Origin of the sequence: Enterocloster sp. HCN-30185 (genome assembly GCF_037890305.1) — a bacterium.
In the GTDB taxonomy this organism is placed as follows: domain Bacteria; phylum Bacillota; class Clostridia; order Lachnospirales; family Lachnospiraceae; genus Enterocloster.
Map to the genome: position 1 here is coordinate 1 of NZ_JBBKBT010000013.1, position 22,583 is coordinate 22,583.

Here is a 22,583-nt window from a genome sequence, read left to right on the forward strand (position 1 = left end):
CCATGTCCAGTTCATCATCTTCCCAGAAATCCAGCCAACAGTCCCGCATTTTTCTCCATATATTCTTCATATCCGTACCCTCCGATAAGCTACAAGCTAATATCTTATAGTCTAACAGAAGCTATTGAAAACGGCAATCATATTATAGTCTTAAAGAGTATAAAATGATAACTGATAGCTAATATCTAATAAATAGGTGTGGACTATGGAAAAGAACGGATTAGGAAAGCGTATCAACGCAGTAAGGAAAGACAGGGGCTTAACTGCTGACCGTCTTTCGGAAATGTGCAATGTCAACGCTACTTATCTCCGACAGATTGAGGGTGGCGTAAAAATGCCCAGCCTGTCGGTATTCATAGACATTTGTAAGGCTCTGAAAATCTCGCCTGATTATCTTCTACAAGACGAACTGGAAGAAAACGAAATCAGTACCATCCGGGAGATAGAAGCACTTTGGAAAGATACTTCTCCCAGCAAACAGGAGCTTGCATTTGCCATGATAAAAGCAGTGTTGGAGCATAATGAGTAACAGAACAGCCAGCCGGAATCGGCTGGCTGAATCTCTTTCATGGATAAGTTTATCGGACAGATAAACTGGGAGTTATCTATAAACCACATAACGATAATGTGGCATATCTATACCTCTGTAATGCTTCATCCATGTATCTTTTATTATCATTCCATTTCTTATGGCTACATTTTGAGATGCTATATTTGTATCTCTGATAATTGAACACACTTCCGTTGCATCTAATACTTCAAATGCGTATTTTTTACACGCTTTTGCCGACTCAATAGCATATCCATTATGCCAGTATGACCTCTCAAAAAGATAGCCTATTTCAAGCACCTTGTTTTCTTTCCATGGCTGCATAGTAAGTCCACATTGCCCAATCATTTCATCGGTTTCTTTCAAGACAACAGCCCATAAACCAAAGCCCCATTTTTGATAGCGTGCAATTTGCCTGTCAAGCCATTCGTGGACTTCATCGTTGCTAAATGCTCCCTCATATGCGTACATTGTATCCTCATCTTGCAGAATTTTACACAAAACTTCAAAATCAGTCTGCTCCATCTCACGCAGATATAACCGTTCAGTTTCAAGTATCATATTTATCTCCTAAAATTCTAATTTGTCATAATCATTCTACCATACCGTTATGAATAAATCATCTCATACAAAACAATTTCTTCTGCCCGGTTGTGGATATTATTACATCGTTGTACCCATTCTATTTCTTGGATTCGCTTCAATTCCTCTGTCACACCCTCGGCGGCTTTCATCTGCTCCATGATGGTGTCTAACCGTTCCTGTGCCTGTTCATTCAGGTCTGCAAGATATGTCCACAATTCTCCGGTCAGTATCAATGTATTCAATCTGGCTGGGTGGACTTCCCTTAAATATTCTCGGTGCATCCGTCCGTACTTTCCGATAGGGCGGTGTTCCTCCGGCAGTTTCAAGTCCGGGATGTAGTAATCTCCGACAAGGATATAATCAATTCCGTTTTCCGTTATTCTTGGTTTCAATTCGCTCATGTTCCTTACCTCCTGTGGAAGCAGGCTCGTCTGGTACTAACTCAATCACATCGGTAATCTCACAATTCAGCGTTTCGCAGATACGGGCTAATGTATCCATGCTGATGTGCTTTCCCTCTTTGCTCATGTTGGCAATCATATTTGTTGTCATACCAGCGGCAAGCCTTAAATCCTCTTTTCTCATATCACGCTCTAACAATGTGTGCCAGAGTGGTTTATAGCTGATGTGCATATTGTTTTCCTGCCTTTCTATCCATACCACCGGGGCGGCTGCCCCGGCAGGAACTTTTCTCTTATTATAGCACCAATCTTGTGAAATCACAATTTATTCTTGTAGCCTGCCGCTGATACCGTCTGGATTGTGCTTTTCCTTTCTTTTTGTTCCCTTTAATTAGCCATGAACTGCTTGATGCCCTGCGATTTTGCACCTGGATTATCATTTCCATATCCTTCGAGAAGATTGATTACTCCCCACACACCTACACCTGCGCCGATTGCGGTTACTACTGTTTTAAGTCCTGTTACTGATGTTGTAAAAAAGCCCATTTGATCGTCTCCTTTTGCTTGAAAATTAAATGAAAAAAGGGAGCTGTTCTGATTTGTGATTTTTCAGAAAAACTCCCATAACAATAGTTCCAATATTTAGTTGTAAAGTCACTTCTGGACGCTGTGACCAGAAGTTAAGCTGTGATTTCTCCGACATCGCATACCTCATCCACCACATCATTCCTCTTAAAACGAAGTCTGTTGCGGTTCTTCACGTATTTTTCAATGTCAAATTCATTCTTTTTGTCATAATCGGATAACAGCGGGTACTGCTTATGCTTCGTTATATCAAATTTATCTGAGAAAAATGGTCTTACACCTCTAAGCTGCATGATACACTTGCTGCCATCCATGACCGCAATCTCGTCCTGACTCATTAACTCCTTTCCGGTCTTTTGATAATTCAGACCGTAGGACTGGCTCGTACCTCTCGTATCCGAGGTATTATAAAGGTCAATCGTTTCTTTTCCAAGGATTTCTGCCAGATCTTTCAGAGTATCTTTCTCTTTTCCTCCCAGAAACAGGGTAGTGTCGCAGTTTCCTTCAATCGTGGAAGCGTTGTCCCGGTACAGAGCCTTGAGCTGTGACTTTGACTGCAAAATAATAGAAGCTGATATTTCCCGGCTACGAATGGTAGCAATCAGCTTCTCAAACTGTGGAATCTGCCCGATGTTTGCAAACTCGTCCAGTAAGCACCGGACGTGAATCGGCAGTCTTCCGTTATATACATCATCTGCCTTGTCACAAAGCAGATTGAATAACTGCGAATACATGATACTTACAATGAAATTGAATGTCGCATCGGTATCGGAGATAATGACAAACAGTGCTGTCTTTTTCTCCCCCAATGTATCAAGCTCCAGTTCATCATAAGCAGTCAGGTCACGCAGCTCCTTGATGTCAAATGGTGCCAACCTTGCACCACAGCTAATCAGAATAGATTTTGCTGTCTTTCCTGCGGCAAGTTTATACTTCTTATACTGCCTTACCGCAAAATGGTTTGGGTTCTTCTGCTCCAGCTCCTCAAACAGCAGGTCAACCGCATTTTTGAAATTTTCATCATCCTCCCTAGCTTCGCTGGCATCCACCAGATCAATCAGCATGGAAAAATTCTGTTCTTCCTCCGGTGCTTCGTACCAGATATATGCGATCAGTGCCGTGTAATAGAGCTTTTCGGCTTTCACCCAGAAATCCTCAGAGGCTTGCTGTCCTTCCCCTTTGGTATTTACAATGATTGTGTTTACGAGTTTCAGAATGTCCTTTTCGCTCCGGATGTAAGCGAAAGGATTATAATGCATTGATTTTGCAAAGTTAATGGTATTCAGCACCTTGATCCGGTAATCATTCTTGGACAACATTTTGCCACATTCCACGAGGACTGTGCCTTTGGGATCAGTCACAACGTAGGAACTGTGCATCTGCATGAGGTTCGGCTTTACAAAAAATCTGGTCTTTCCGGAACCGGAACCACCGATTACAAGTATGTTTTTATTTCTCGCATACTTCGGCTGCTTTGGTCTGCCGGACATCATAAGACGCTCCGTTGCCGTTAAAAGCACGTTGTTTTCAAATACCGGATCGACATAAGGCTCTATGTCTTTGGCAGTTCCCCACCTTGCCGAACCGTATTCTACTCCCTGCCGGAATTTCTTTGCATTTTTCGCTTTATAATATACTACCATACGAAATCCTATCCCGCATCCCACGCCAACCAGTAAATCCCTTGGCATAAAACTGGGAAACGGGTTTACAAACGCACCTCCCATCCCATTGATCGTGTCCAACACCTTCTGTAAGGTGTTATCACCTGCCTGCTGTCCATACAGCCATGAAACCTTATTCAGAACATACCCGAAGATCACATAGGGAGCGCATTTCAGGGCAAGCTGCTTTTTATTTACCCCTTTTGTTTTTTCTTTGAGATTTTTCGGAATTGACTGCAAATCTTTCACAATCCCGTCAATGACCTTGCTTATAAGCTCTGTCCCCTGTCCTTATTTTTCTCTCTGCTGCGCTCCTTATTTTTATTCTGTGCAACAATCTTCTGAAGTCCTTTCAGTTTCTGTCTGAGTGACGGACGCTGCTGTTTTTTCTCATTAACTTTTACAAATTCCTTGAATGCCTGTGCAATCACATCGGCATCTTTGCCCTTGAAAAATACAAGATACCTGGGTGGTTCCGTGGTCTTATCCCTTTTTACTGCGAAATCGACATTGTATTTCCTTGCGACACGCTCAAAGGATTTTATATTGCTATCCGTAACCTCAATGGACTTTGCACCCTCTCCCTGACCGACCAGCTTTTTTACCGGAATTTTCCCATGCGAAGGCTCCTTATGCTTCTGATGCTCCAGATACATCTTCATTGCCTTCTGTAAAACGCTTGCGGTCAGCTTGGAAGTCTTGATTGCAAGAGCAATCGTTTTCTGTGTTGTTTCCTCCTGCACGGTGTACCTCCTTCCTTATCTGCACCGATTGGATTCAGGGTGGAACCAACAGCCTGTGGAGCTGTATTTTCATTCCCATATTTACAATTCCTCTCCTTCCTCAAACTCCCTGTCCCACCAGTTCAGTTCTTCCTCATAAAAATCATCCAATGCAGACCTGAGTTCTTCTTCCTGCTTTTTTGCCTTTATGACATCCCTCACTGCCTTTACCACAACTGCCCCTACTGCAACCGCAATCAATAACTTCTTTCCATTTTTTTTACTCATTTTTGTTCCTTTCCACTTCTGGACGTTGTGACCAGAAGTTGTTGCAATAAAAAAAGGCAGCTACAAAATCTTTCGATCTCATACCTGCCTTAACGCTGTTACTTTTTCACTATCCTATAAAAATTGTATAGAGCTTAGCTTCAATCTCTCCGTCCCGCAGCACCACATCATCCAATAACAGACAATGTGCCAATACCTCTACATCCTCCATATCCATAAGCCGATTAACCACCTCATTCCCTTTGTCCGGTACTTTGGCTGAACATACAGCAAAATCCCGCCTAGCTTCCCTGCAATACTTATATAACCCCAAAATATACTTGTTTGACATAATAAATCCAAACGCTTCATTCTTCTGATACGTCATCTTGTGTGTATTCCATTCTTCCTCCGGCAAAGAAAAGTAACACCTTGCCGTCTCGACATAGCAGTCTCCCTGATAAGTCGGCTGTAACTTTTTCTCCTGCCGCAGCATCTGATGATAGATTTTCTCCCTGTCAAAAACACTTCTTGCCCTTGTAAAATCCGGTGTTTTTCCTCTCATAAACGTATAGACATTATTGATTATGGTCTTGCCCGCCAATGCCTTATATTCCCCCACTCTATGGAGATACTTCAATACCTCTGTCAATTTCTCTTTTGATGCGATCTCCTGATAACAGGTTGCGTCCAGTTCAATCCTTTCAAATTGAAGCGGTGTACTGCCTTTCTTAATCTCCCGCTCCATAATCCGTTTCGTATCACGCATTGATTCCATTTTATTTCCTTTCCACTTCTGGACGTTGTGACCAGAAGTTATAAAAAGGCAGTTACAAATCTCTCGACTCATAACTGCCCTATTGCTATTTTTACCTAATACTTATATATTCCCTTTTCTTCTCTTTCGTCCAATTTTTAATTGGTGCCACCCGATTTAGTAATGCAACCCCATGTCCATGTTTCCCAGAAATATATTCTTCAAACCATTTTATACCTGGTGCCACACCATAACTTCCCTCTATTTGATAATCAATAAATCTAAGTTTATTAGGAATAAATTCATAATTGTTCCGATAATCTAACATAATTGAACGAGCATCATTTATAACAATTCTGTAATCAGCATCATATAATAAAAATGCCAGTTCCACCACTGCATCTCTTTCAAGTCCCTCCAATATTAACTTTGCAGGGTAATTAAAGAAAATGGTAATCTGTATCAATTCCGTTTGAAAATCCTTAAACATTTTTAATGCAATATGCTCTGTATTCTTACACTCTATATCTAATGTGTTTCCTTTGGCTACATTCTCATTTCTTGAGAGAAAACATAGATTATTTATATTACAGTTAAAACCATCTCCATCCATGTGGTCAACAACAAAATTATCTGCTGTCATAGTATCAAGAATTTCCTTTGTATACCACTTTTCCATAATATATCTATGCAAGTATCCCAATTTTGCATTGTAAAAGTATTTTCCGTTCTTTCCCCATGTGACAGACATCAATTCATCACGATAATCATCCCGTATAGATGCAACCGCATGAAACATACCATCTGCAGTGTGTATTCTAACCAGATCACCACTTATATCAAAACTATTATTACTCATGAAATATTCTCCCAGTCTTTTAAGATAAGACCAATTATAGCATAAACGGGCTATTTTTTACATCTTACAAAATTTAGTATTTCGATAAATATACTTGTAATCTTAATAATAATAATTCCTCCGCCTATCACACCTCCAATGACACAATTTAATGCCAGAATTCCTATATTCCCAGCAATACCAAAGTTCTTCGGCACAATAAACATACACATTTTTCGGATACCATAGGGGCATCCAATCATAATCCAGTAAAGGAAAAAATCAAAGCCATCTGCCCTTATGCAAATCCAATAACACATATTCATCCACGCTGCAATCACAAGCAATGGCAGTATCACCTTAAACAATACCCTTTTCATGCCAGCCTCCCCCATACATATCATGCTGCACTTCCTGTTGATAAAAATGATTTATCGTAGTGGGTGCATTATAAAGTGCCGTAACCATATATGCCTTGATATTTGTGATTTTAGTGGTGGTATTTTGCATACAGCCAATCACATATTCCAAATGGCTGCTTTCCAGTTTCAAAAACCTTGATTTCACAAGCTCATACGGATATTCTTCTCCTGCTACCCTGATTGTTGGATGCTTCACGCAGACTACCTCACAGATTACCTGGAACAGTTCATCGTAAAGCTCTCTCTTTCCATAACCATCATACTGCATATGGTGATCGTAACTGATATTTTCTTTGATTAGCTCTATGTATGTCTGGACATCATCCATCACATCCATCGTATCCTTTTTCCTTGAATCAGATTGAATGATAGGATTGATATAACTCTCCTCAGTATAGTTTAAATCAGTCTGATTATAGTTAGTATAATTAGGGTTCGATTCTCCGACTTCTTGAGGTTCGATTTCCGGACTTCCAGAGGTCTGTTTTTCCGACTTCTTGAAGTTCGATTTTCCGACTTCTTGAAGTTCGATTTCCGGACTTCTTGGAGTTCGATTTTCCGACTTCTTGAAGTCTGATTTTCCGACTTCTGTGATTTTATCAGTGTTTCTAGACTTTTTTTCATCTACATTTTCTGCCAGTGAAGCAAAGTTCTTCACATATATGATGTCCGGTTTGCCCAATCCTCTACGCACTTTCTCTACCAGCCCAATTCCCTTAACAGAATCCAGCTCTGCAAGAACCTTAACCGCCTTTTCCTTTCCACACCCCAAATCTTCCATAATACTGTCTATGGTGTATATGATATATGCCCGATTGTCCTCATCAAACCACTCATTTTTTATAGATAAGGACATACGATCAAGCATCAGACCGTATAAAAGTTTTGCATCACTGGATAATTTCTTAAATCTTTCATCCTTGATCAGCAGGCGGGGAACACGATAGAATGAGAACTGTTCTGCTTCTATTCCATAATAATAATCCAGTTGTAATATTTCACTCATTCCCGGCTCCTCCTTTCTACTGTGTGCTCTTCCAATTCTCCAATAACTGATAAATAATATTCTCTATTTGCTCCCTGCTGTATGTCGCAGGAAAATAATTGTTAATGCGCTCTGTTTTTATGACAACCTTTCGCTCCACGGTTTTCTCTTTTTCCAACATCATGCGAACCATCGGAAAGGTAAGTTCCCCTTTTTTGTCACTTTCCTTGAGCATGGCACTCTGCTGAGTTGTGATAACAACATTTGTTTCCTGTATTGCAACCAAAACCCATTGCTGTGCATCCTCTGATAAAAATGATAAGTCAACCGCCTGCATGATACCGATTTTCTTTGCATCCACCATATCGAGTAGCGAATCCGACAGGCGTGAAATCCATATATATCTCTGAACCGTCTTTGCACTCTCTCCTGCCGCTTCTCCCAGTTCTCCAAGCGTAAGTCCGCCTTCCTTACTTCCCTGATGCTTCATTGCATCGTATTTCATTCTGTATGCCTTTGCTTTCTCACTCGGAAGAATATCCTCCCGCTGAATATTGGAATCTACCATGATAATCGTAGCTTCGTCATCCGTATAATCACGGATGAACATCGGCATTGTAGTAAGTCCGACAAGCTCACAGGCGTGTCTCCTGCGATGTCCGGCAATAATCTCATAACCGCCATCTTTCATTGGTCTGGCAATGCCTGGCATCAACACTCCATGCTCCCTGACGCTTTCTACCGTTTCCTGCATCTTTTCATCATCCAGTACCTTAAACGGGTGTCCTTTGAACTCATGCAGTTCTGACAATGCGATTTCCTGTACCTGCTCTGTTCCTGTCTGTGGCTGCTCCGTTCCAAATAAATCATCAAAACTGTTCAACTTTACCTTTGCGGCACTTCCTGTCTTACTCATTGCCAAGCACCTCCTCCGTCAGTGATTGGTAGGCACTTGCTACCTTGCCATTCGGATCGTGCTTATAAATGCTCACACCTTCCGCAGAAATCTCCGCAGCTCTTACCGACATTGGAATACTGTTTTCAAATATCCGCACTCTACTTCCATAATTTTCAATCAGCAGATTGCTGATGTCTCTGGCATAATTGGTACGATTATCAACCATTGTAAGCAAAATTCCCTCAATCTCCAGTTTCGGATTGATCTGTCTCTTTACTTTTCCAATAGTTTTAATCAGCTGTTCCAGACCTTTTACCGGCAGATACGCTGCCTGTACCGGAATCAAGATACTGTCCGCACTGGTAAAAGCATTTATCGTAATCATGCCGAGTGATGGCATACAGTCAATTAGAATGTAATCATAGCGGTCTTTCTGCTGTTCTATGTAGGTACGAAGCACCGTCTCCCTGCTCATAACATTCACAAGCGAGGTTTCCAAACCGGAAAGCTCAATATTTCCCGGCATGAAATCCACACCTTCCTCATGTCTTAAAATGCCGTACTCCGGTTTTATTTCCTCATCATTGATAATGGATGCCATAATGGTTGCAAGTGTAATTTCCAGTCTATCCGGCTCCTGAATACCAAGACTTGCCGTAAGGCTACCCTGTGCATCTGCATCTATCAGCAAAACTCTCTTTCCCTGTTTTGCCAGTCCGATTCCTAAATTGCTTGTTGTGGTGGTCTTTCCAACTCCACCCTTCTGATTTGCGATTGCTATAACTTTACACATGATAAAATTCTCCTTATTCTCTACTATTGATTTTTCACATTGCTTTTCTGTACTTCCGCATAAGCTCTGTAATATTTGTTTGTTCCTTTGTTGCTATAAAGCTCTGATATTTCCAATACCTCAATTTTGGGATGACGCTGTAAAATTTTCTGAAACCATACAATGTCATTCTTTGTTCCCATCAGTCTGACTTTTAACATTAGTCTGCTCCTCCAAATAAGGCATACAGTTCCCGGTTATAAGTCGCATACTCCGGATAGCGGATCTGTATCGCCTGCCAAAAGAAAGGTGCATAGGCACAGCAGAACAAGTCCTCCACTGTATACTGCCTGCACTCGTTTACCTGTTCCTCTGTTTTTGTGTAATCATCTACACTCGGTGTGCCGTTGCAATACAGATTAAATGCCATTCGCACCACCTTCATACTGCCACTGGTCTGCCAGCCTTCATGCAGACACTCTGTTTTTACACATCCTGTTTTAAAATCATAGATGCTATTGATATTTCTTCTCGTATCATCACTGATACCAAGACAATAGCAAAGTGCCTTGTGGTACACATCCTGATAGCGTACCTCTTTTAATTTTTCATAGTAGAATTTTTCATGTGCTTCGCTGATAAAATTGATTGTCTGTTTCTTATTGTTTTCTGCTCCTAACGCTGTGTTGTTCATAGTGAACCTCCTTTAAAAAATTTTTATTTTGCATATAAAAAAGGACTAAGTCCTTTTTAAGCCATAGCTTTAAGGATTTAGTCCTAATCGAGAGATATAAGAAAGGGAAGCATTGCGCTTCCCTTTCGAGTTATATATAGATTTTGCAAACAATATCTTTAAATCGGTTCGCTTTCGTGTACTCAGCATGATATTTCATGTACTCATTCACATCATCCCTTGTAACAATCAGCGTTGTGAAGTAAAAATATTTACGCTCTTCTACTTTCCTGCATTGGCAATCGCTGCCTGAGCTGCTGCCAGTCTTGCGATTGGAACGCGGAATGGTGAGCAGGATACATAATCCAGACCAATCTTGTGGCAGAATTCTACAGAAGTAGGATCGCCGCCATGCTCGCCGCAGATACCTACATGCATATCAGGACGGGTGCTCTTGCCTAACTTGATCGCCATTTCCATCAGTTTTCCTACGCCGGTCTGATCCAGTCTTGCGAATGGGTCGTTCTCAAAGATCTTTGTATCATAGTAAGCATTTAAGAACTTGCCTGCATCATCACGGGAGAAGCCGTAGGTCATCTGTGTCAGGTCATTGGTACCAAAGCAGAAGAACTCAGCTTCCTTTGCGATCTCGTCAGCTGTCAGAGCTGCTCTTGGGATCTCGATCATGGTACCTACTTCATACTTTAAGTCAATGTCGGATGCTGCGATCTCAGCATCAGCTGTCTCAACAACTACCTTCTTAACAAACTTTAACTCTTTGATATCGCAGATCAGAGGGATCATGATCTCCGGGCAAACGTTCCAGTCAGCGTGAGCCTTCTTTACGTTGATTGCTGCACGGATGACAGCCTTTGTCTGCATCTTTGCGATTTCAGGATAGGTAACAGCCAGACGACAGCCGCGATGTCCCATCATCGGGTTGAACTCATGGAGAGAATCACAGATTGCCTTGATGGTCTCAACGCTCTTGCCCTGTGCTTCTGCCAGCTTCTTGATATCCTCTTCCTCGGTAGGAACAAACTCATGCAGAGGCGGATCCAGGAAACGGATGGTAACAGGATTGCCCTCTAAAGCCTCGTAAAGCTTCTCAAAGTCTCCCTGCTGCTCAGGAAGGATCTTCTCTAAGGCTGCTTCTCTCTCTTCTACTGTCTCGGAGCAGATCATCTCGCGGAATGCGTCGATACGGTTGCCCTCGAAGAACATATGCTCCGTACGGCAAAGGCCGATACCCTCTGCGCCCAGTTCTCTTGCCTTTGCAGCGTCTCTTGGAGTATCTGCATTGGTGCGGACTCTCAGTCTTCTATATTTGTCAGCCCATGCCATGATGCGGCCGAACTCGCCTGCGATGGTAGCATCTACCGTAGGAATAATGCCGTCATAGATCTTACCGGTAGAACCGTCGATAGACAGCCAGTCGCCCTCATGGTACTCTTTTCCGGCCAGAACGAACTTCTTGTTTGCCTCGTCCATGATAATCTCGGAACAGCCGGATACACAGCAGGTACCCATACCGCGGGCAACTACAGCTGCGTGGCTGGTCATACCGCCGCGGACTGTCAGGATACCCTGAGAAGCCTTCATTCCTTCGATATCTTCAGGAGATGTCTCAAGACGTACTAATACGACCTTTTCGCCTCTTTCCTTCCACTCTTTTGCATCCTCAGCAGTAAATACAATCTTGCCGCAGGCAGCGCCTGGGGATGCAGCCAGAGCCTTTGCAACCGGCTCAGCCTTCTTTAATGCCTCTGCATCAAACTGTGGGTGAAGCAGGGTATCCAGATTACGGGGATCGATCATCTGAACTGCCTTCTTCTCATCGATCATGCCCTCATCTACCAGATCACAGGCAATCTTTAAAGCAGCCTTAGCTGTTCTCTTTCCGTTTCTGGTCTGCAGCATATAAAGCTTCTTATCCTCAATGGTGAACTCCATATCCTGCATATCTCTGTAATGATCCTCCAGAGTATGGCAGATGCCTACGAACTGCTCATAAACCTCCGGCATAACTTCCTTTAACTGGTCAATCTTCTGAGGGGTACGGACACCTGCAACTACGTCCTCACCCTGAGCATTCATTAAGAACTCGCCCATCAGGTGCTTCTCGCCGGTAGCTGGGTCACGGGTAAATGCAACGCCTGTACCAGAAGTCTCGCCCATGTTTCCGAATGCCATCATCTGTACGTTTACAGCAGTACCCCAGGAATAAGGGATATCATTATCGCGGCGGTATACGTTTGCTCTTGGGTTATCCCAGGAACGGAATACAGCCTTGATGGCCTCCATCAGCTGCTCCTTAGGATCGGTTGGGAAATCCTTTCCGATCTTTTCTTTATATTCAGCCTTGAACTGATTTGCCAGCTCGTGAAGATCCTCAGCGGTCAGCTCCACGTCCTGGGTTACTCCCTTCTCAGCCTTCATCTTATCGATCAACTCTTCAAAATACTTCTTTCCAACTTCCATAACAACGTCGGAAAACATCTGGATGAATCTTCTGTAGCAGTCCCATGCCCAGCGCGGATTACCGGACTTTGCAGCCAGAACCTCTACTACTTCCTCATTCAGACCCAGGTTTAAGATGGTATCCATCATACCCGGCATGGAAGCTCTTGCACCGGAACGAACGGAAACCAACAGAGGATTCTCCTTATCGCCGAACTTCTTGCCGGTGATCTCCTCCATCTTTCCAATATGCTCCATGATCTGGCCCATGATCTCGTCATTGATCTTTCTGCCATCTTCATAATACTGGGTGCAGGCCTCTGTTGTAATCGTAAATCCCTGTGGTACAGGTAATCCCAGATTTGTCATCTCCGCAAGGTTAGCGCCCTTACCACCTAACAGGTTTCTCATGGTCGCATTGCCTTCGCTGAATAAATAAACCCACTTTGTAGCCATAAGTTTCTTCCTCCTCATTCTGGCAGATTCCCTCAGGACTCTGCCGCTCTTTAACCGGACATACCGGGAAATTTCCTGTGCCCGCCTATCAGACGGAATCAATGGTTCTCCTTATCCGTCCACCTCGTTTATTATATCACAAAGATTGGGGGAGTAAAGTCCTTTACCGACAAAATTTTGAAAAAATTTGGTTATTTTACAGCAAAATTTACTGTAAGCGTTTTCATTTTCTGTCATTTTCGTATATTCATTTATTGTTCGTATATGCGAACAAATATTTTATAGTAACTATTAACAAAAAAATGTGCCATTCCTTTCTGCATATGAAAAATCCCCCGCACAAGCGGAGGATTTTCCCTATACCTTAAACCGATACCCAACTCCCCAGATGGTCTCAATGTACTGAGGCTTGGCTGTATTAAATTCAATTTTTTCCCGGATCTTCTTAATATGCACTGTAACGGTGGCAATATCGCCGATGGATTCCATATCCCAGATTTTGCTGAACAGTTCCTCCTTTGTAAATACATGGTTGGGATTCTGGGCTAAAAAGGTTAACAGATCAAATTCCTTGGTTGTAAAGGTCTTTTCCTCTCCTGCCACCCATACTCTGCGGGCTGTTTTGTCGATCTTTAAACCGCGGATTTCAATAATCTCATTGGCGGGCTGGCCGCTTCCGATCAGACGCTCATAGCGGGCCATGTGGGCTTTCACTCTGGCAACCATCTCGCTGGGACTGAACGGCTTTGTAATATAATCATCTGCTCCAAGGCCCAGACCGCGGATTTTGTCAATGTCCTCCTTTTTGGCAGAAACCATAATAATAGGGGTATTTTTAATCTCCCTTACCCTGCGGCAGATCTCAAATCCGTCCGTTCCCGGAAGCATCAGATCCAGGATCAGGAGATCGTAGTCTTCCTTTAAAGCACGGTCCAGACCATCGGTTCCGTTATTTTCGATCTCAACCTCAAAGCCGGACAGCTCCAGATAATCCTTTTCCAGCTCTGCGATGCTTTCTTCATCCTCTACAATCAGTATTTTGCTCATTCCTGCATAACCTCCTGATATTTTCTTAATACAAAATGGATCTCCGTTCCGATGCCTTCCTTGCTGGTGGCCCAGATGCGTCCTCCGTGATCCTCAATGATCTTGCGTACAATGGACAGTCCGATCCCGCTGCCGCCCTGAGAAGAGTTTCGTGAGGAATCTGTACGGTAAAAACGGTCAAATATGTTGGGAAGATCCTTTGCCGCAATGCCTTTTCCATTGTCCTCAATCTCAATCTGGATAAAGTCTCCCACATCCTTGATCCTAATATTGATGATCCCTTTTTTCTTGTCCAGATATTTGACGGAATTGCTGATAATGTTATTGATCACACGCTTCATCTGCTCTGCATCTGCAATGACCATCACATCCTCATCCGCATAATTGAAATATCCCAGCTCAATGCCCCTTGCTTCCATATCCAGACCCATCTCTTCCAGACAGTCCTTAAAATACTGGGATACATTGATCTTTGCAAAGGTATAAGGAATCTTATTTGTGTCAATCTTGGAGTAAAAGGTCAGCTCATCGATCAGTCGGTCCATATCATTGGCTTTATTATAAATCGTGCGGATATATCTGTCCAGCTTCTCAGGTGAGGAAGCAACCCCGTCCAGAATCCCTTCTACATACCCCTTAATGGCTGTAATGGGAGTCTTAAGATCATGGGAAATATTACTGATCAGCTCCTTGCTTTCCTTATCATACTGAAGCTTTTCCTCTGCATTTTCCTTTAAACGGATCCGCATTTCTTCAAAATCCTGGCAAAGCTGGCCTATCTCATCATCTGCATCTACATCCAGGGTAAACTCCAGATTGCCGTCCCGGATCTGCTTGGTAGCCTCCTGAAGCTTGTTTAATGGACTTAAAATCGAATGGTATACCCAGACCGTAAGGGCAAACCCCGCTACCACCAGAATCGCCACGCCCAAAAACAACATTTCCCGAAACATGGACTTTACTTCAGGAAGCAGATCGTCTACATTGGAAACAATAAACACACTTCCCTCGGCACCGTCCGAAAACTGAAAATCCATCTGCTTGATCAGATGCTGACTCTCGCCGTCCAGATAGATCCCACCTTCCATGCGTCCCTTCATCACATCAAAATCCGGAAGCTGAGCGCAGAGAGACGCATCCTGCGGTTCTCCGTTCGCCCCGTAATAAATGATCGTATCCTCACGGCGGACAATCAGATAGGCATACTGTTCATTTAATTTTGCATTCACTTTATCCAGATATGCCGGATCCTTGTAATTATCCGGGTTTTCATCCAACACCTTTCGGATATCTTTCTGCGACTGTCTGGTCAAACGGTTAAATACCTGAAGGGAATTGCCGTTTAACAGTTCAATCTGCTCTGTAAGACCATATGCTTCTTTAAAGGACTTTTCCTGATAATCGCTGAGGGCGATCACAGAAAGGTAGATCATAAGCATCGGAAAAACGGTTATGATAATAAATGCTACCGCAAGCCGTGTCCTTATCTTCACCTTTTCATCCTCCTTCCACTGCCCTCGGCGCAGCACGCAGACAGGCAATTTACATATAGTTTAAGTATACCATACTTATGGCGGGGCGTTTATAAAATCATTCTAAACTTTTCTACGCGCCGCTTGGAAAAGGCATATGAAAAAAGCACCCGGAAATACCGCTTTTAACGGTTTCCCAGATGCTGTTTTCTTTCATTTTACATATTCCCTAGAAACGGAACTTATCCTCAAAGTAAGCCTTCAACTCAGCAATCGGTACGCGTACCTGCTCCATGGTGTCGCGGTCGCGGACAGTAACTGCCTGATCGTTCTCAGAATCAAAATCATATGTTACACAGAACGGAGTACCGATCTCATCCTGTCTTCTGTAGCGCTTTCCAATATTTCCTCTGTCATCAAACTCACAGTTATAGTATTTTGAAAGCTCTGCAAATACCTTCTCAGCGCCCTCGTTAAGCTTCTTGGAAAGAGGCAGAACACCAATCTTTACAGGAGCCAGCGCCGGATGGAAATGAAGAACAGTTCTCACATCGCCCTCTCCGATCTCTTCCTCATCATAAGCAGCACATAAGAATGCCAGTGTAACACGGTCTGCACCCAGTGAAGGCTCGATTACATAAGGAATGTATTTTTCCTTGCTCTCGTCATCAAAGTATGCCATATCCTGTCCGGATACATTCTGATGCTGGGTCAGGTCATAATCGGTTCTGTCTGCAATACCCCACAGCTCACCCCAGCCAAAGGGGAATAAGAACTCAAGGTCTGTGGTAGCCTTGCTGTAGAAGCACAGTTCCTCCGGTGAGTGATCTCTTGCACGCATCTCCTCCGGCTTGATGCCAAGGGTCTGAAGCCAGTCAATACAGAACTGCTTCCAGTATGCAAACCACTCCAGATCGGTGCCCGGCTTGCAGAAAAATTCAAGCTCCATCTGCTCAAACTCTCTGGTACGGAAGGTAAAGTTTCCGGGAGTGATCTCATTTCTGAAGGACTTTCCAACCTGTCCGATACCGAAGGGAACTTTCTTTCTGGAGGTTCTCTGAACATTCTTAAAGTTTACGAAAATACCCTGTGCAGTCTCGGGTCTTAAGTATACGGTATTCTTAGCATCCTCAGTTACGCCCTGGAAGGTCTTAAACATCAGGTTGAACTGACGGATATCTGTAAAATCGTGAGCGCCGCAGCTTGGACAGCAGATGTGCTTATCCTCAATATACTGCTTCATCTCTTCCTGAGACCAGCCGTCTACAGAGCCTTCGATCTCGATACCGTGCTCATCATTATAATCCTCAATCAGCTTGTCTGCGCGGAAACGCTCCTTACACTGTTTACAGTCCATCAATGGATCAGAAAATCCGCCCAGATGGCCGCTGGCTACCCATGTCTGGGAATTCATCAGAATCGCACAGTCCACTCCTACGTTGTATGGGCTTTCCTGAACAAACTTCTGCCACCAGGCTTTCTTTACATTGTTTTTAAGCTCAACACCCAGATTGCCGTAATCCCAGGTATTTGCAAGACCGCCGTAGATCTCAGAACCAGGGTATACAAAACCTCTGTTCTTGGCAAGAGCTACGATTTTTTCCATTGTCTTTTCCATGATCCATGTCCTCTCTTTTTATATACTTACTGTCAGCAAGCCCCTTTCAGGGCATCACTCCAATATAATGCAGCTTACTCCCTCAGACGCGGTTTCCACTGTATGAACATCCCGAAGGGTACAGCCCTCACTTATATAGCGGATCTTTTTTTCCGCGGAAATGACCCCCTGGCCCGAAACACGAACCGCAAGACCTGTTTCCTTTAAAATTTCCTGCTGATCTGCCGCTTTTCCCTCTGTATCCAGATAAGAAGTCTGTTCTTTCAAAGCCAGGGACGCAGGACTGCCTATATCAATCGAATCAAAGGGCATCCCCTCATCTCCTATGTCCTGTGAAAACTCCACCAGCCGGGAAGGGGTATCGTATTCCGTCACCAGAACTGCCCTTCCATCCTTCATACTCACTGTATCAAGAGCAACCGGAAGCTTTTCTGCCCCCTTCTCATTTTCAAAGGCTGGCTCTTCGCCCTGAGACTGGTTAAACTGGCTGATTCTCTCTCCGGCAAAGGCTTTTAACTCCTCTTCTTTGTAATCGCCTTCCCCGAAGCTTTCGACAGAAGCCCAGGAAACGCTTCCATCGCCGGCTACATAAAGGGTATTTTCCGTAAAGGCTTCCCAGCTCCCTTTGGATCTGGCACAGCCGGCAAAAAAGACGGTGCAGGCTGCAAGAAGCAGGATTCCTCTTATGCTTTTCTTCATATTTCTTCCTTTCTTCCAGGCTTCTCCTGCATCCGCGGGAGCAATATACCGCTTATTATATCTTCTGATGCGTATAATTTCAAGCCTTATCGGCAAGTATTTGTTGTGGTCGCCAATGGCCATAGGTTGTTTCTATAGGTAAAACCAAAACATTTCCATCTGTTCTACCTGGTCATCAGTTCCAGAATTTCCAGAGAACGGAAGTTGTGGCGGATGAAGGTGGTTCTGGCGTTTTCTACCTGGTGCTCGAATTCGGCCTGGACTTCGGGTTTTAGTACGAAGGTATAGAGGCTTCCTACAGGGGAATAAATGACATATTGCCAGGCGTAGGTACAGGACTCGGATACCTTTCCCTGGGGATTTTCTGTGTATTCTCCGTTTATAACCATGACTTTCAGCTCAAAGATCCGCCGGATCAGGCGGTTTGGAAGGGACGGATTTAAAAGGGCCTTTAATGTCTGGTAAACCAGTGTTAAAAGTTCGGTTCCGTCCATGTTTTCCTGAGCCAGATAGGAGGCCATTTCCAGAAAATAAGCTCCGTAACAGGCCCCCTCCATATCTGCAGAAAGCTCGTCAAAATAGCATACCGGCTGGGCGCTCTGAAGGGTATAGGCGCTGCGGCCCTCAAAGACGTTAAAAGTGCCGAACACAAAGGGTCTGGTAACTGCCATCAGGGCGCTTCCCGGCCTTCTTGCTCCGTGAGCAAAGGCTGTGATCTTCCCCCGTTCTCTGGTCAAAAGCACCACTCTCCGGTCTGCTTCCCCAAAGGATGCAGCCAAAAGCACCATGCCCGTGAGGCTAACTGCTTCTCTCACCCTGCTCGCTCCCCTTATACGTCTTTTTTGTCATAGCCGTAATTTTTCATATACAGCTCACTGTCTCTCCATTCCTTGCGTACCTTTACCCACAGCTGCAGATTGACCTGCATCTCCAGCATATTTTCAATTTCCCTGCGGGCATTGGTGCCGATGCGCTTTAACATAGAGCCGCCCTTTCCGATAATGATTCCCTTGTGGGACTCGCGTTCGCAGACAATGCTGGCTTCAATGTCCATGATGCCGTTTTTCCTTTCGCGCATCTTTTCGATAGTAACTGCTATCCCGTGGGGAATCTCATCATCCAGAAGGCGAAGCGCTTTTTCTCTGATAAGCTCTGCCGCAATCTGGCGCATGGGCTGATCCGTAACTGTGTCCTCATCATAAAACATGGGGCCGCAGGGCAGATATTTAAAAAGAAGCTCCAGCAAAAGATCGGTATTTTTTTCCTTCAGTGCGGAAAGAGGCACAATTTCTGCAAACTTGCACACATCCTTGTAGGCATCTATAAATGTTAAAATTTCTTCCTGCTTTTTTAAGGTATCAATTTTGTTGATCACCAGAATCACCGGTGTTTTCACATTGGAAAGCTGCTCTGCAATGTGGCGTTCCCCGGCCCCGATAAAGGTGGTGGGTTCCACCAGCCAGAGGATCACATCCACTTCCTTTAAGGTGTGCTCTGCCACATCTACCATATATTCGCCCAGCTTGTTTTTCGCCTTGTGGATTCCCGGAGTATCCAGGAAAATGATCTGGCCTCTTTCATCTGTATACACCGTCTGGATCCTGTTTCTGGTGGTCTGGGGCTTATCAGAGGTAATGGCGATCTTCTGGCCGATCAGATGATTCATCAGCGTAGATTTTCCTACGTTGGGACGGCCGATCAGTGTGACAAAGCCTGATTTCTTCTGTACATTTTCTTCCATCATTTCTGCTCCTGCTCATTTAGTGGTAAAGATGCTTTATTTCGTTAAAGAGTTCCTGTTCATTCACAATCTGCTGGTCATTTCCAATGGCACAGAGAGCGCCTGTGTTTAACACAGACTCTAACAGTCCGGCCAGTGCCCGGATATCCTCCTGGGTCACATTCAGAACCTGATCCCGCTCTCTCTGGATCATCTCGTCCGTAACGCCGGAAAGCCATGCTCCCAGGTTTCTGGCTCCTTTTGCCGCAGGATTTAAGGGAGCATCCAGCTCACTGAAGGCGCCGATAACGTATTTTGTCATATCTCTGTCGTCAATGGAAAAGGTTCTCAAATACTCCGGGATTCCCTCATAAACCCGGTTTGTCTCGCCCAGCTTGGGATCCCGGTAAGATACTAACATTGTTTCCCCATTTCGCCCAAAGCTGCTCATACAGCCGTAGGCTCCGCCTTTTACACGCAGGTTTACCCAGAGATATTCGTAATTTAAAATCACCTTTAATACCTTTAATGCGCCTGTATAAGCACTCTCTCCGAAGGTGCCGCAGCAGGCCACATAGTTGACCTGCGATGCAGTCCGAAAGCCTTCATTTTTAAGCTCTGGCTTAAATTCATAGGGGTAACGGATCCCATTCCCTTCCGGAAGAACCGCCTTAAAGGCAGCCAGAGCAGCCGGAAGCCTGCCATAGCCCTCTTCATCCGCCGTGTAGCTTACGGTCATATTGGAAGCAGTAAAGAGCGTTTTTGCAACTTCCATAAGCTTTTTCCCCAGTTTGAGACGATATCCCTCTTCCTTGCTGCAGCGCTCTGTAATTTTCTCCAAAAACTGATAAAAGCCAATACCGCCGGTGCGGTCATAGAAAGAAGACAGGGGCGAATAATAGGAAGCAGCTCTCATGGCAGCGGAGCTGTGAGAACTGTTCTCCAGACGCATTCTGGCTCTGGACATAGTCTCATCCAAAATCTCTCCCAGACGTTTTTCGTCTGTAAGCTTAGAGCGCAGGAGGATCTCTTCCAGCATCTCAAAAGCAAAATCCAGCTTTTCATAGAGCACCTTTACGCTGGCTGTAAAGGTACCGGTAAAGTTTCCAGGCTCTCCCATTTTCTGGCTGCCGCCTACGGAAAAATCCAGGCCGCCGCTGTTTAAATAAATCTCGCTGGTAAGATCGCTGTAACTGTAATGCTCCGTATCCACATAGCCCAGCACGGACTTTAAAAGAGCTCCGTAGGGAATATCCTCATCCGGCAGGACAGAAAAGTCAAAGAGCACCTTCAGGTAGCCGATCCCAGAGGTAAATAACGGGCTGTGGATGACAGGAATCCCGCTCTCCTCCTTTACCTCATAAGAAAAGCCTTCTGCCTTTTTCTCAATATCGGATCTCTGGAGCATGGGAATCTTTTCCAGATCCTCCTGAGAGGACGGCTCCTCCTGATATGCCTTTAATTCCTTTGTCTTTCGGACAATCTCGCTCCTCTCTTCTTCTGAAAGGGAATTCCTGTAAGCCTTAAGCCGCTCTGCCAGAGCCTCATCCTCTCTGGCGGTCTGATCTGTACAGGGGCTTACGATCACAAAAGCCTCATGGGGATTGTCCAGAAGATATCCGCGGATCAGATTCTCAAAATATCCTTCGGATACTGCCTTCTTTAAAAAGTCAAAGGTCTTCTGATACTGGAGATGGAGCATAGGATCTCCGTCATAAAGCCAGCTGTCCATAGACCAGAGACCGTACATAAGTCCCTTGGGCGCAGAGCCGTAATCTGCTTCCCTGTAGCGGAATTCGTAGTAGTTTAAGCCTGCAAGAAGGCTCTTTCTGTCAATGCCCTGATCTGCCAGACGGCGCAGGGTTCCCTTAACCACAGCAAGAAATTCCCCCTTCTGCTCCCGCTCTGCATTTTTGGCGATTACGGAAAAGCAGGGCTGAAGGATCCCGTTGTCGTAGCCTCCCAGAATATCCTGACCAATATGGGCGTCAATAAGCGCCTGCTTTAAGGGTGCTCCCGGAGCATCGATCAGCGCATATTCCAAAATCTGGAAAGCCACATAAAGCTCCGGATCCAGATCCGTTCCCACTACGGTATTTAAAGACAGATAGGTTCGCCCCTTTGTCCCTTCTTCCGCTGTTACAGAGTAGGTAGTTTCCCTCTCAATGGGCTCCTTAAAGGGCTCCTGCATGGGAATCCGGGAATCCAGGGTAAAATCTGTCCTGTCATATTGGGATAAATACGCTCTGTCCAGCCACTCTAATTTTTCAGCCATATCCATATCTCCATAAAGGTAGATAAAGCTGTTGGCCGGATGATAGTAATTTTTATGGAAGGCAATAAACTGCTCATAGGTCAGATCCGGAATACAGGCGGGATCGCCGCCGGATTCATGGCGGTATGGGGTATCCGGAAAGAGAACCGCCTTTGTATACCTGTCCAGCACGCTTTCCGGTGAGGAAAAAGCGCCCTTCATTTCATTGTAAACCACGCCGTTGATGATTAAGGGGCTGTCTGTCTCCTCCATCTCATAGTGCCAGCCCTCCTGTAAAAAAATCTTCGGTTCACGGTAAATGGAAGGATGGAGCACGCCGTCTAAATACACATCCATCAGGTTCTGGAAATCCCTGTCATTGCAGCTGGCGACCGGATAAACCGTCTTATCCGGATAGGTCATTGCATTTAAAAATGTGTTTAAAGAACCCTTTACCAGCTCTACAAAGGGATCTTTTACGGGAAACTTCTCAGACCCCTCCAAAACACTGTGTTCCAGAATATGGGGAAGTCCTGTGCTGTCCTGGGGCGGAGTGCGGAATCCAATGGAAAATACTTTATTGTCATCCTCACAGCTCATTAAAAAAATCCTGGCTCCGCTCTTTTTATGCTCCAGCACCATTCCATATGAGTTCATCTCCTCAACAGGTCTTTCATCTACAAGACGGTACTGTGAAAGCTCTTTTACGCGGTCTAACATTTTTTTGTCAATCATTTC

The 22,583-nt window shown here is 44.4% G+C and carries 24 protein-coding genes; 1 reads left to right on the forward strand and 23 read right to left on the reverse strand.

Going from position 1 to position 22,583, the window contains the following annotated elements; genetic code table 11:
- Positions 1-205 precede the first annotated feature (205 nt).
- Positions 206-529 (forward strand): helix-turn-helix domain-containing protein, encoded by a 324-nt coding sequence (locus WKT10_RS12570; protein WP_054754200.1) that lies wholly within the window; start codon positions 206-208, stop codon positions 527-529.
- Between the two features lie 72 nt (positions 530-601).
- Here the strand turns inward: WKT10_RS12570 and WKT10_RS12575 are convergent, their stop codons facing one another.
- The 23 genes from WKT10_RS12575 to WKT10_RS12685 form a co-directional block, all read right to left on the reverse strand.
- The gene (locus WKT10_RS12575) at positions 602-1,111 is read right to left on the reverse strand and encodes a GNAT family N-acetyltransferase (protein WP_054754202.1); all 510 of its coding nucleotides are present in this window, start codon (positions 1,109-1,111) and stop codon (positions 602-604) included.
- Positions 1,112-1,158: 47 nt separating this feature from the next.
- Positions 1,159-1,536 (reverse strand): TnpV protein, encoded by a 378-nt coding sequence (locus WKT10_RS12580; protein WP_340277574.1) that lies wholly within the window; start codon positions 1,534-1,536, stop codon positions 1,159-1,161.
- Positions 1,496-1,768 carry a helix-turn-helix domain-containing protein gene (locus WKT10_RS12585; RefSeq protein ID WP_002593556.1) on the reverse strand — a complete coding sequence of 91 codons (273 nt, stop codon included), beginning with the start codon at positions 1,766-1,768 and terminating at the stop codon, positions 1,496-1,498. Before WKT10_RS12585 ends, WKT10_RS12580 begins: the two co-directional genes overlap by 41 nt.
- A gap of 155 nt (positions 1,769-1,923) precedes the next feature.
- The gene (locus tag WKT10_RS12590; protein ID WP_117831475.1) at positions 1,924-2,082 is read right to left on the reverse strand and encodes a Maff2 family mobile element protein; all 159 of its coding nucleotides are present in this window, start codon (positions 2,080-2,082) and stop codon (positions 1,924-1,926) included.
- Between the two features lie 134 nt (positions 2,083-2,216).
- Entirely contained in the window at positions 2,217-4,058 is a 1,842-nt protein-coding gene (locus tag WKT10_RS12595) for a VirD4-like conjugal transfer protein, CD1115 family (protein ID WP_118300899.1), read from the reverse strand.
- A complete protein-coding gene (locus tag WKT10_RS12600; protein WP_002593304.1) occupies positions 4,055-4,528 on the reverse strand; it encodes a PcfB family protein in 474 nt (157 codons plus the stop codon). Before WKT10_RS12600 ends, WKT10_RS12595 begins: the two co-directional genes overlap by 4 nt.
- 81 nt (positions 4,529-4,609) lie before the next feature.
- Complete coding sequence (locus tag WKT10_RS12605) at positions 4,610-4,795, reverse strand: hypothetical protein (protein ID WP_002593303.1); 186 nt, start codon at positions 4,793-4,795, stop codon at positions 4,610-4,612.
- A 109-nt stretch (positions 4,796-4,904) separates the two neighbouring features.
- Positions 4,905-5,552: a hypothetical protein gene (locus WKT10_RS12610; protein ID WP_038292237.1), complete on the reverse strand. Its 648-nt coding sequence runs from the start codon at positions 5,550-5,552 to the stop codon at positions 4,905-4,907.
- Positions 5,553-5,643: 91 nt separating this feature from the next.
- Positions 5,644-6,390 (reverse strand): HNH endonuclease, encoded by a 747-nt coding sequence (locus WKT10_RS12615; RefSeq protein WP_002593301.1) that lies wholly within the window; start codon positions 6,388-6,390, stop codon positions 5,644-5,646.
- A gap of 50 nt (positions 6,391-6,440) precedes the next feature.
- Positions 6,441-6,749, reverse strand: a complete 309-nt coding sequence (locus WKT10_RS12620) for a DUF6050 family protein (protein ID WP_002593300.1) — start codon at positions 6,747-6,749, stop codon at positions 6,441-6,443.
- Positions 6,730-7,797, reverse strand: a complete 1,068-nt coding sequence (locus WKT10_RS12625) for a DUF6017 domain-containing protein (protein WP_002593299.1) — start codon at positions 7,795-7,797, stop codon at positions 6,730-6,732. The genes WKT10_RS12620 and WKT10_RS12625 overlap by 20 nt, the downstream gene beginning before the upstream one ends.
- 16 nt (positions 7,798-7,813) lie before the next feature.
- On the reverse strand, positions 7,814-8,692 hold the full coding sequence (locus WKT10_RS12630; RefSeq protein WP_002593298.1) for a ParB/RepB/Spo0J family partition protein: 879 nt from the start codon (positions 8,690-8,692) through the stop codon (positions 7,814-7,816).
- Positions 8,685-9,467: a ParA family protein gene (locus WKT10_RS12635; protein WP_022036315.1), complete on the reverse strand. Its 783-nt coding sequence runs from the start codon at positions 9,465-9,467 to the stop codon at positions 8,685-8,687. Before WKT10_RS12635 ends, WKT10_RS12630 begins: the two co-directional genes overlap by 8 nt.
- A gap of 23 nt (positions 9,468-9,490) precedes the next feature.
- The gene (locus WKT10_RS12640) at positions 9,491-9,667 is read right to left on the reverse strand and encodes a hypothetical protein (protein ID WP_002593293.1); all 177 of its coding nucleotides are present in this window, start codon (positions 9,665-9,667) and stop codon (positions 9,491-9,493) included.
- Positions 9,667-10,140: a DUF6075 family protein gene (locus tag WKT10_RS12645; protein WP_002593292.1), complete on the reverse strand. Its 474-nt coding sequence runs from the start codon at positions 10,138-10,140 to the stop codon at positions 9,667-9,669. Before WKT10_RS12645 ends, WKT10_RS12640 begins: the two co-directional genes overlap by 1 nt.
- A gap of 261 nt (positions 10,141-10,401) precedes the next feature.
- Positions 10,402-13,035, reverse strand: a complete 2,634-nt coding sequence (gene ppdK, locus WKT10_RS12650; protein ID WP_066546328.1) for a pyruvate, phosphate dikinase — start codon at positions 13,033-13,035, stop codon at positions 10,402-10,404.
- Between the two features lie 357 nt (positions 13,036-13,392).
- Entirely contained in the window at positions 13,393-14,082 is a 690-nt protein-coding gene (locus WKT10_RS12655; protein WP_066546324.1) for a response regulator transcription factor, read from the reverse strand.
- Positions 14,079-15,575, reverse strand: a complete 1,497-nt coding sequence (locus WKT10_RS12660; RefSeq protein ID WP_340277591.1) for a sensor histidine kinase — start codon at positions 15,573-15,575, stop codon at positions 14,079-14,081. The genes WKT10_RS12655 and WKT10_RS12660 overlap by 4 nt, the downstream gene beginning before the upstream one ends.
- 208 nt (positions 15,576-15,783) lie before the next feature.
- Positions 15,784-17,172 (reverse strand): glycine--tRNA ligase, encoded by a 1,389-nt coding sequence (locus WKT10_RS12665; protein ID WP_066546315.1) that lies wholly within the window; start codon positions 17,170-17,172, stop codon positions 15,784-15,786.
- Positions 17,173-17,226: 54 nt separating this feature from the next.
- The gene (locus tag WKT10_RS12670; RefSeq protein ID WP_143331338.1) at positions 17,227-17,871 is read right to left on the reverse strand and encodes a hypothetical protein; all 645 of its coding nucleotides are present in this window, start codon (positions 17,869-17,871) and stop codon (positions 17,227-17,229) included.
- 164 nt (positions 17,872-18,035) lie between these two features.
- Positions 18,036-18,686, reverse strand: a complete 651-nt coding sequence (gene recO, locus WKT10_RS12675; RefSeq protein WP_066546309.1) for a DNA repair protein RecO — start codon at positions 18,684-18,686, stop codon at positions 18,036-18,038.
- A 14-nt stretch (positions 18,687-18,700) separates the two neighbouring features.
- Positions 18,701-19,612 (reverse strand): GTPase Era, encoded by a 912-nt coding sequence (gene era / locus WKT10_RS12680; protein ID WP_066546306.1) that lies wholly within the window; start codon positions 19,610-19,612, stop codon positions 18,701-18,703.
- Between the two features lie 19 nt (positions 19,613-19,631).
- Positions 19,632-22,580, reverse strand: a complete 2,949-nt coding sequence (locus tag WKT10_RS12685; RefSeq protein WP_066546304.1) for an insulinase family protein — start codon at positions 22,578-22,580, stop codon at positions 19,632-19,634.
- Between the last annotated feature and the right edge of the window lie 3 nt (positions 22,581-22,583).

Coding starts and splice junctions, on each gene's coding strand:
- WKT10_RS12575 (WP_054754202.1), bottom strand. CDS start 1,111: ATGATACTTGAAACTGAACGGTTATATCTGCGTGAGATGGAGCAGACT.
- WKT10_RS12570 (WP_054754200.1), top strand. CDS start 206: ATGGAAAAGAACGGATTAGGAAAGCGTATCAACGCAGTAAGGAAAGAC.
- WKT10_RS12685 (WP_066546304.1), bottom strand. CDS start 22,580: ATGATTGACAAAAAAATGTTAGACCGCGTAAAAGAGCTTTCACAGTAC.
- WKT10_RS12625 (WP_002593299.1), bottom strand. CDS start 7,797: ATGAGTGAAATATTACAACTGGATTATTATTATGGAATAGAAGCAGAA.
- WKT10_RS12630 (WP_002593298.1), bottom strand. CDS start 8,692: ATGAGTAAGACAGGAAGTGCCGCAAAGGTAAAGTTGAACAGTTTTGAT.
- WKT10_RS12610 (WP_038292237.1), bottom strand. CDS start 5,552: ATGGAATCAATGCGTGATACGAAACGGATTATGGAGCGGGAGATTAAG.
- WKT10_RS12635 (WP_022036315.1), bottom strand. CDS start 9,467: ATGTGTAAAGTTATAGCAATCGCAAATCAGAAGGGTGGAGTTGGAAAG.
- era (WP_066546306.1), bottom strand. CDS start 19,612: ATGGAAGAAAATGTACAGAAGAAATCAGGCTTTGTCACACTGATCGGC.
- WKT10_RS12580 (WP_340277574.1), bottom strand. CDS start 1,536: ATGAGCGAATTGAAACCAAGAATAACGGAAAACGGAATTGATTATATC.
- WKT10_RS12670 (WP_143331338.1), bottom strand. CDS start 17,871: ATGAAGAAAAGCATAAGAGGAATCCTGCTTCTTGCAGCCTGCACCGTC.
- WKT10_RS12665 (WP_066546315.1), bottom strand. CDS start 17,172: ATGGAAAAGACAATGGAAAAAATCGTAGCTCTTGCCAAGAACAGAGGT.
- ppdK (WP_066546328.1), bottom strand. CDS start 13,035: ATGGCTACAAAGTGGGTTTATTTATTCAGCGAAGGCAATGCGACCATG.
- WKT10_RS12585 (WP_002593556.1), bottom strand. CDS start 1,768: ATGCACATCAGCTATAAACCACTCTGGCACACATTGTTAGAGCGTGAT.
- WKT10_RS12645 (WP_002593292.1), bottom strand. CDS start 10,140: ATGAACAACACAGCGTTAGGAGCAGAAAACAATAAGAAACAGACAATC.
- WKT10_RS12615 (WP_002593301.1), bottom strand. CDS start 6,390: ATGAGTAATAATAGTTTTGATATAAGTGGTGATCTGGTTAGAATACAC.
- WKT10_RS12655 (WP_066546324.1), bottom strand. CDS start 14,082: ATGAGCAAAATACTGATTGTAGAGGATGAAGAAAGCATCGCAGAGCTG.
- WKT10_RS12640 (WP_002593293.1), bottom strand. CDS start 9,667: ATGTTAAAAGTCAGACTGATGGGAACAAAGAATGACATTGTATGGTTT.
- WKT10_RS12620 (WP_002593300.1), bottom strand. CDS start 6,749: ATGAAAAGGGTATTGTTTAAGGTGATACTGCCATTGCTTGTGATTGCA.
- WKT10_RS12605 (WP_002593303.1), bottom strand. CDS start 4,795: ATGAGTAAAAAAAATGGAAAGAAGTTATTGATTGCGGTTGCAGTAGGG.
- WKT10_RS12590 (WP_117831475.1), bottom strand. CDS start 2,082: ATGGGCTTTTTTACAACATCAGTAACAGGACTTAAAACAGTAGTAACC.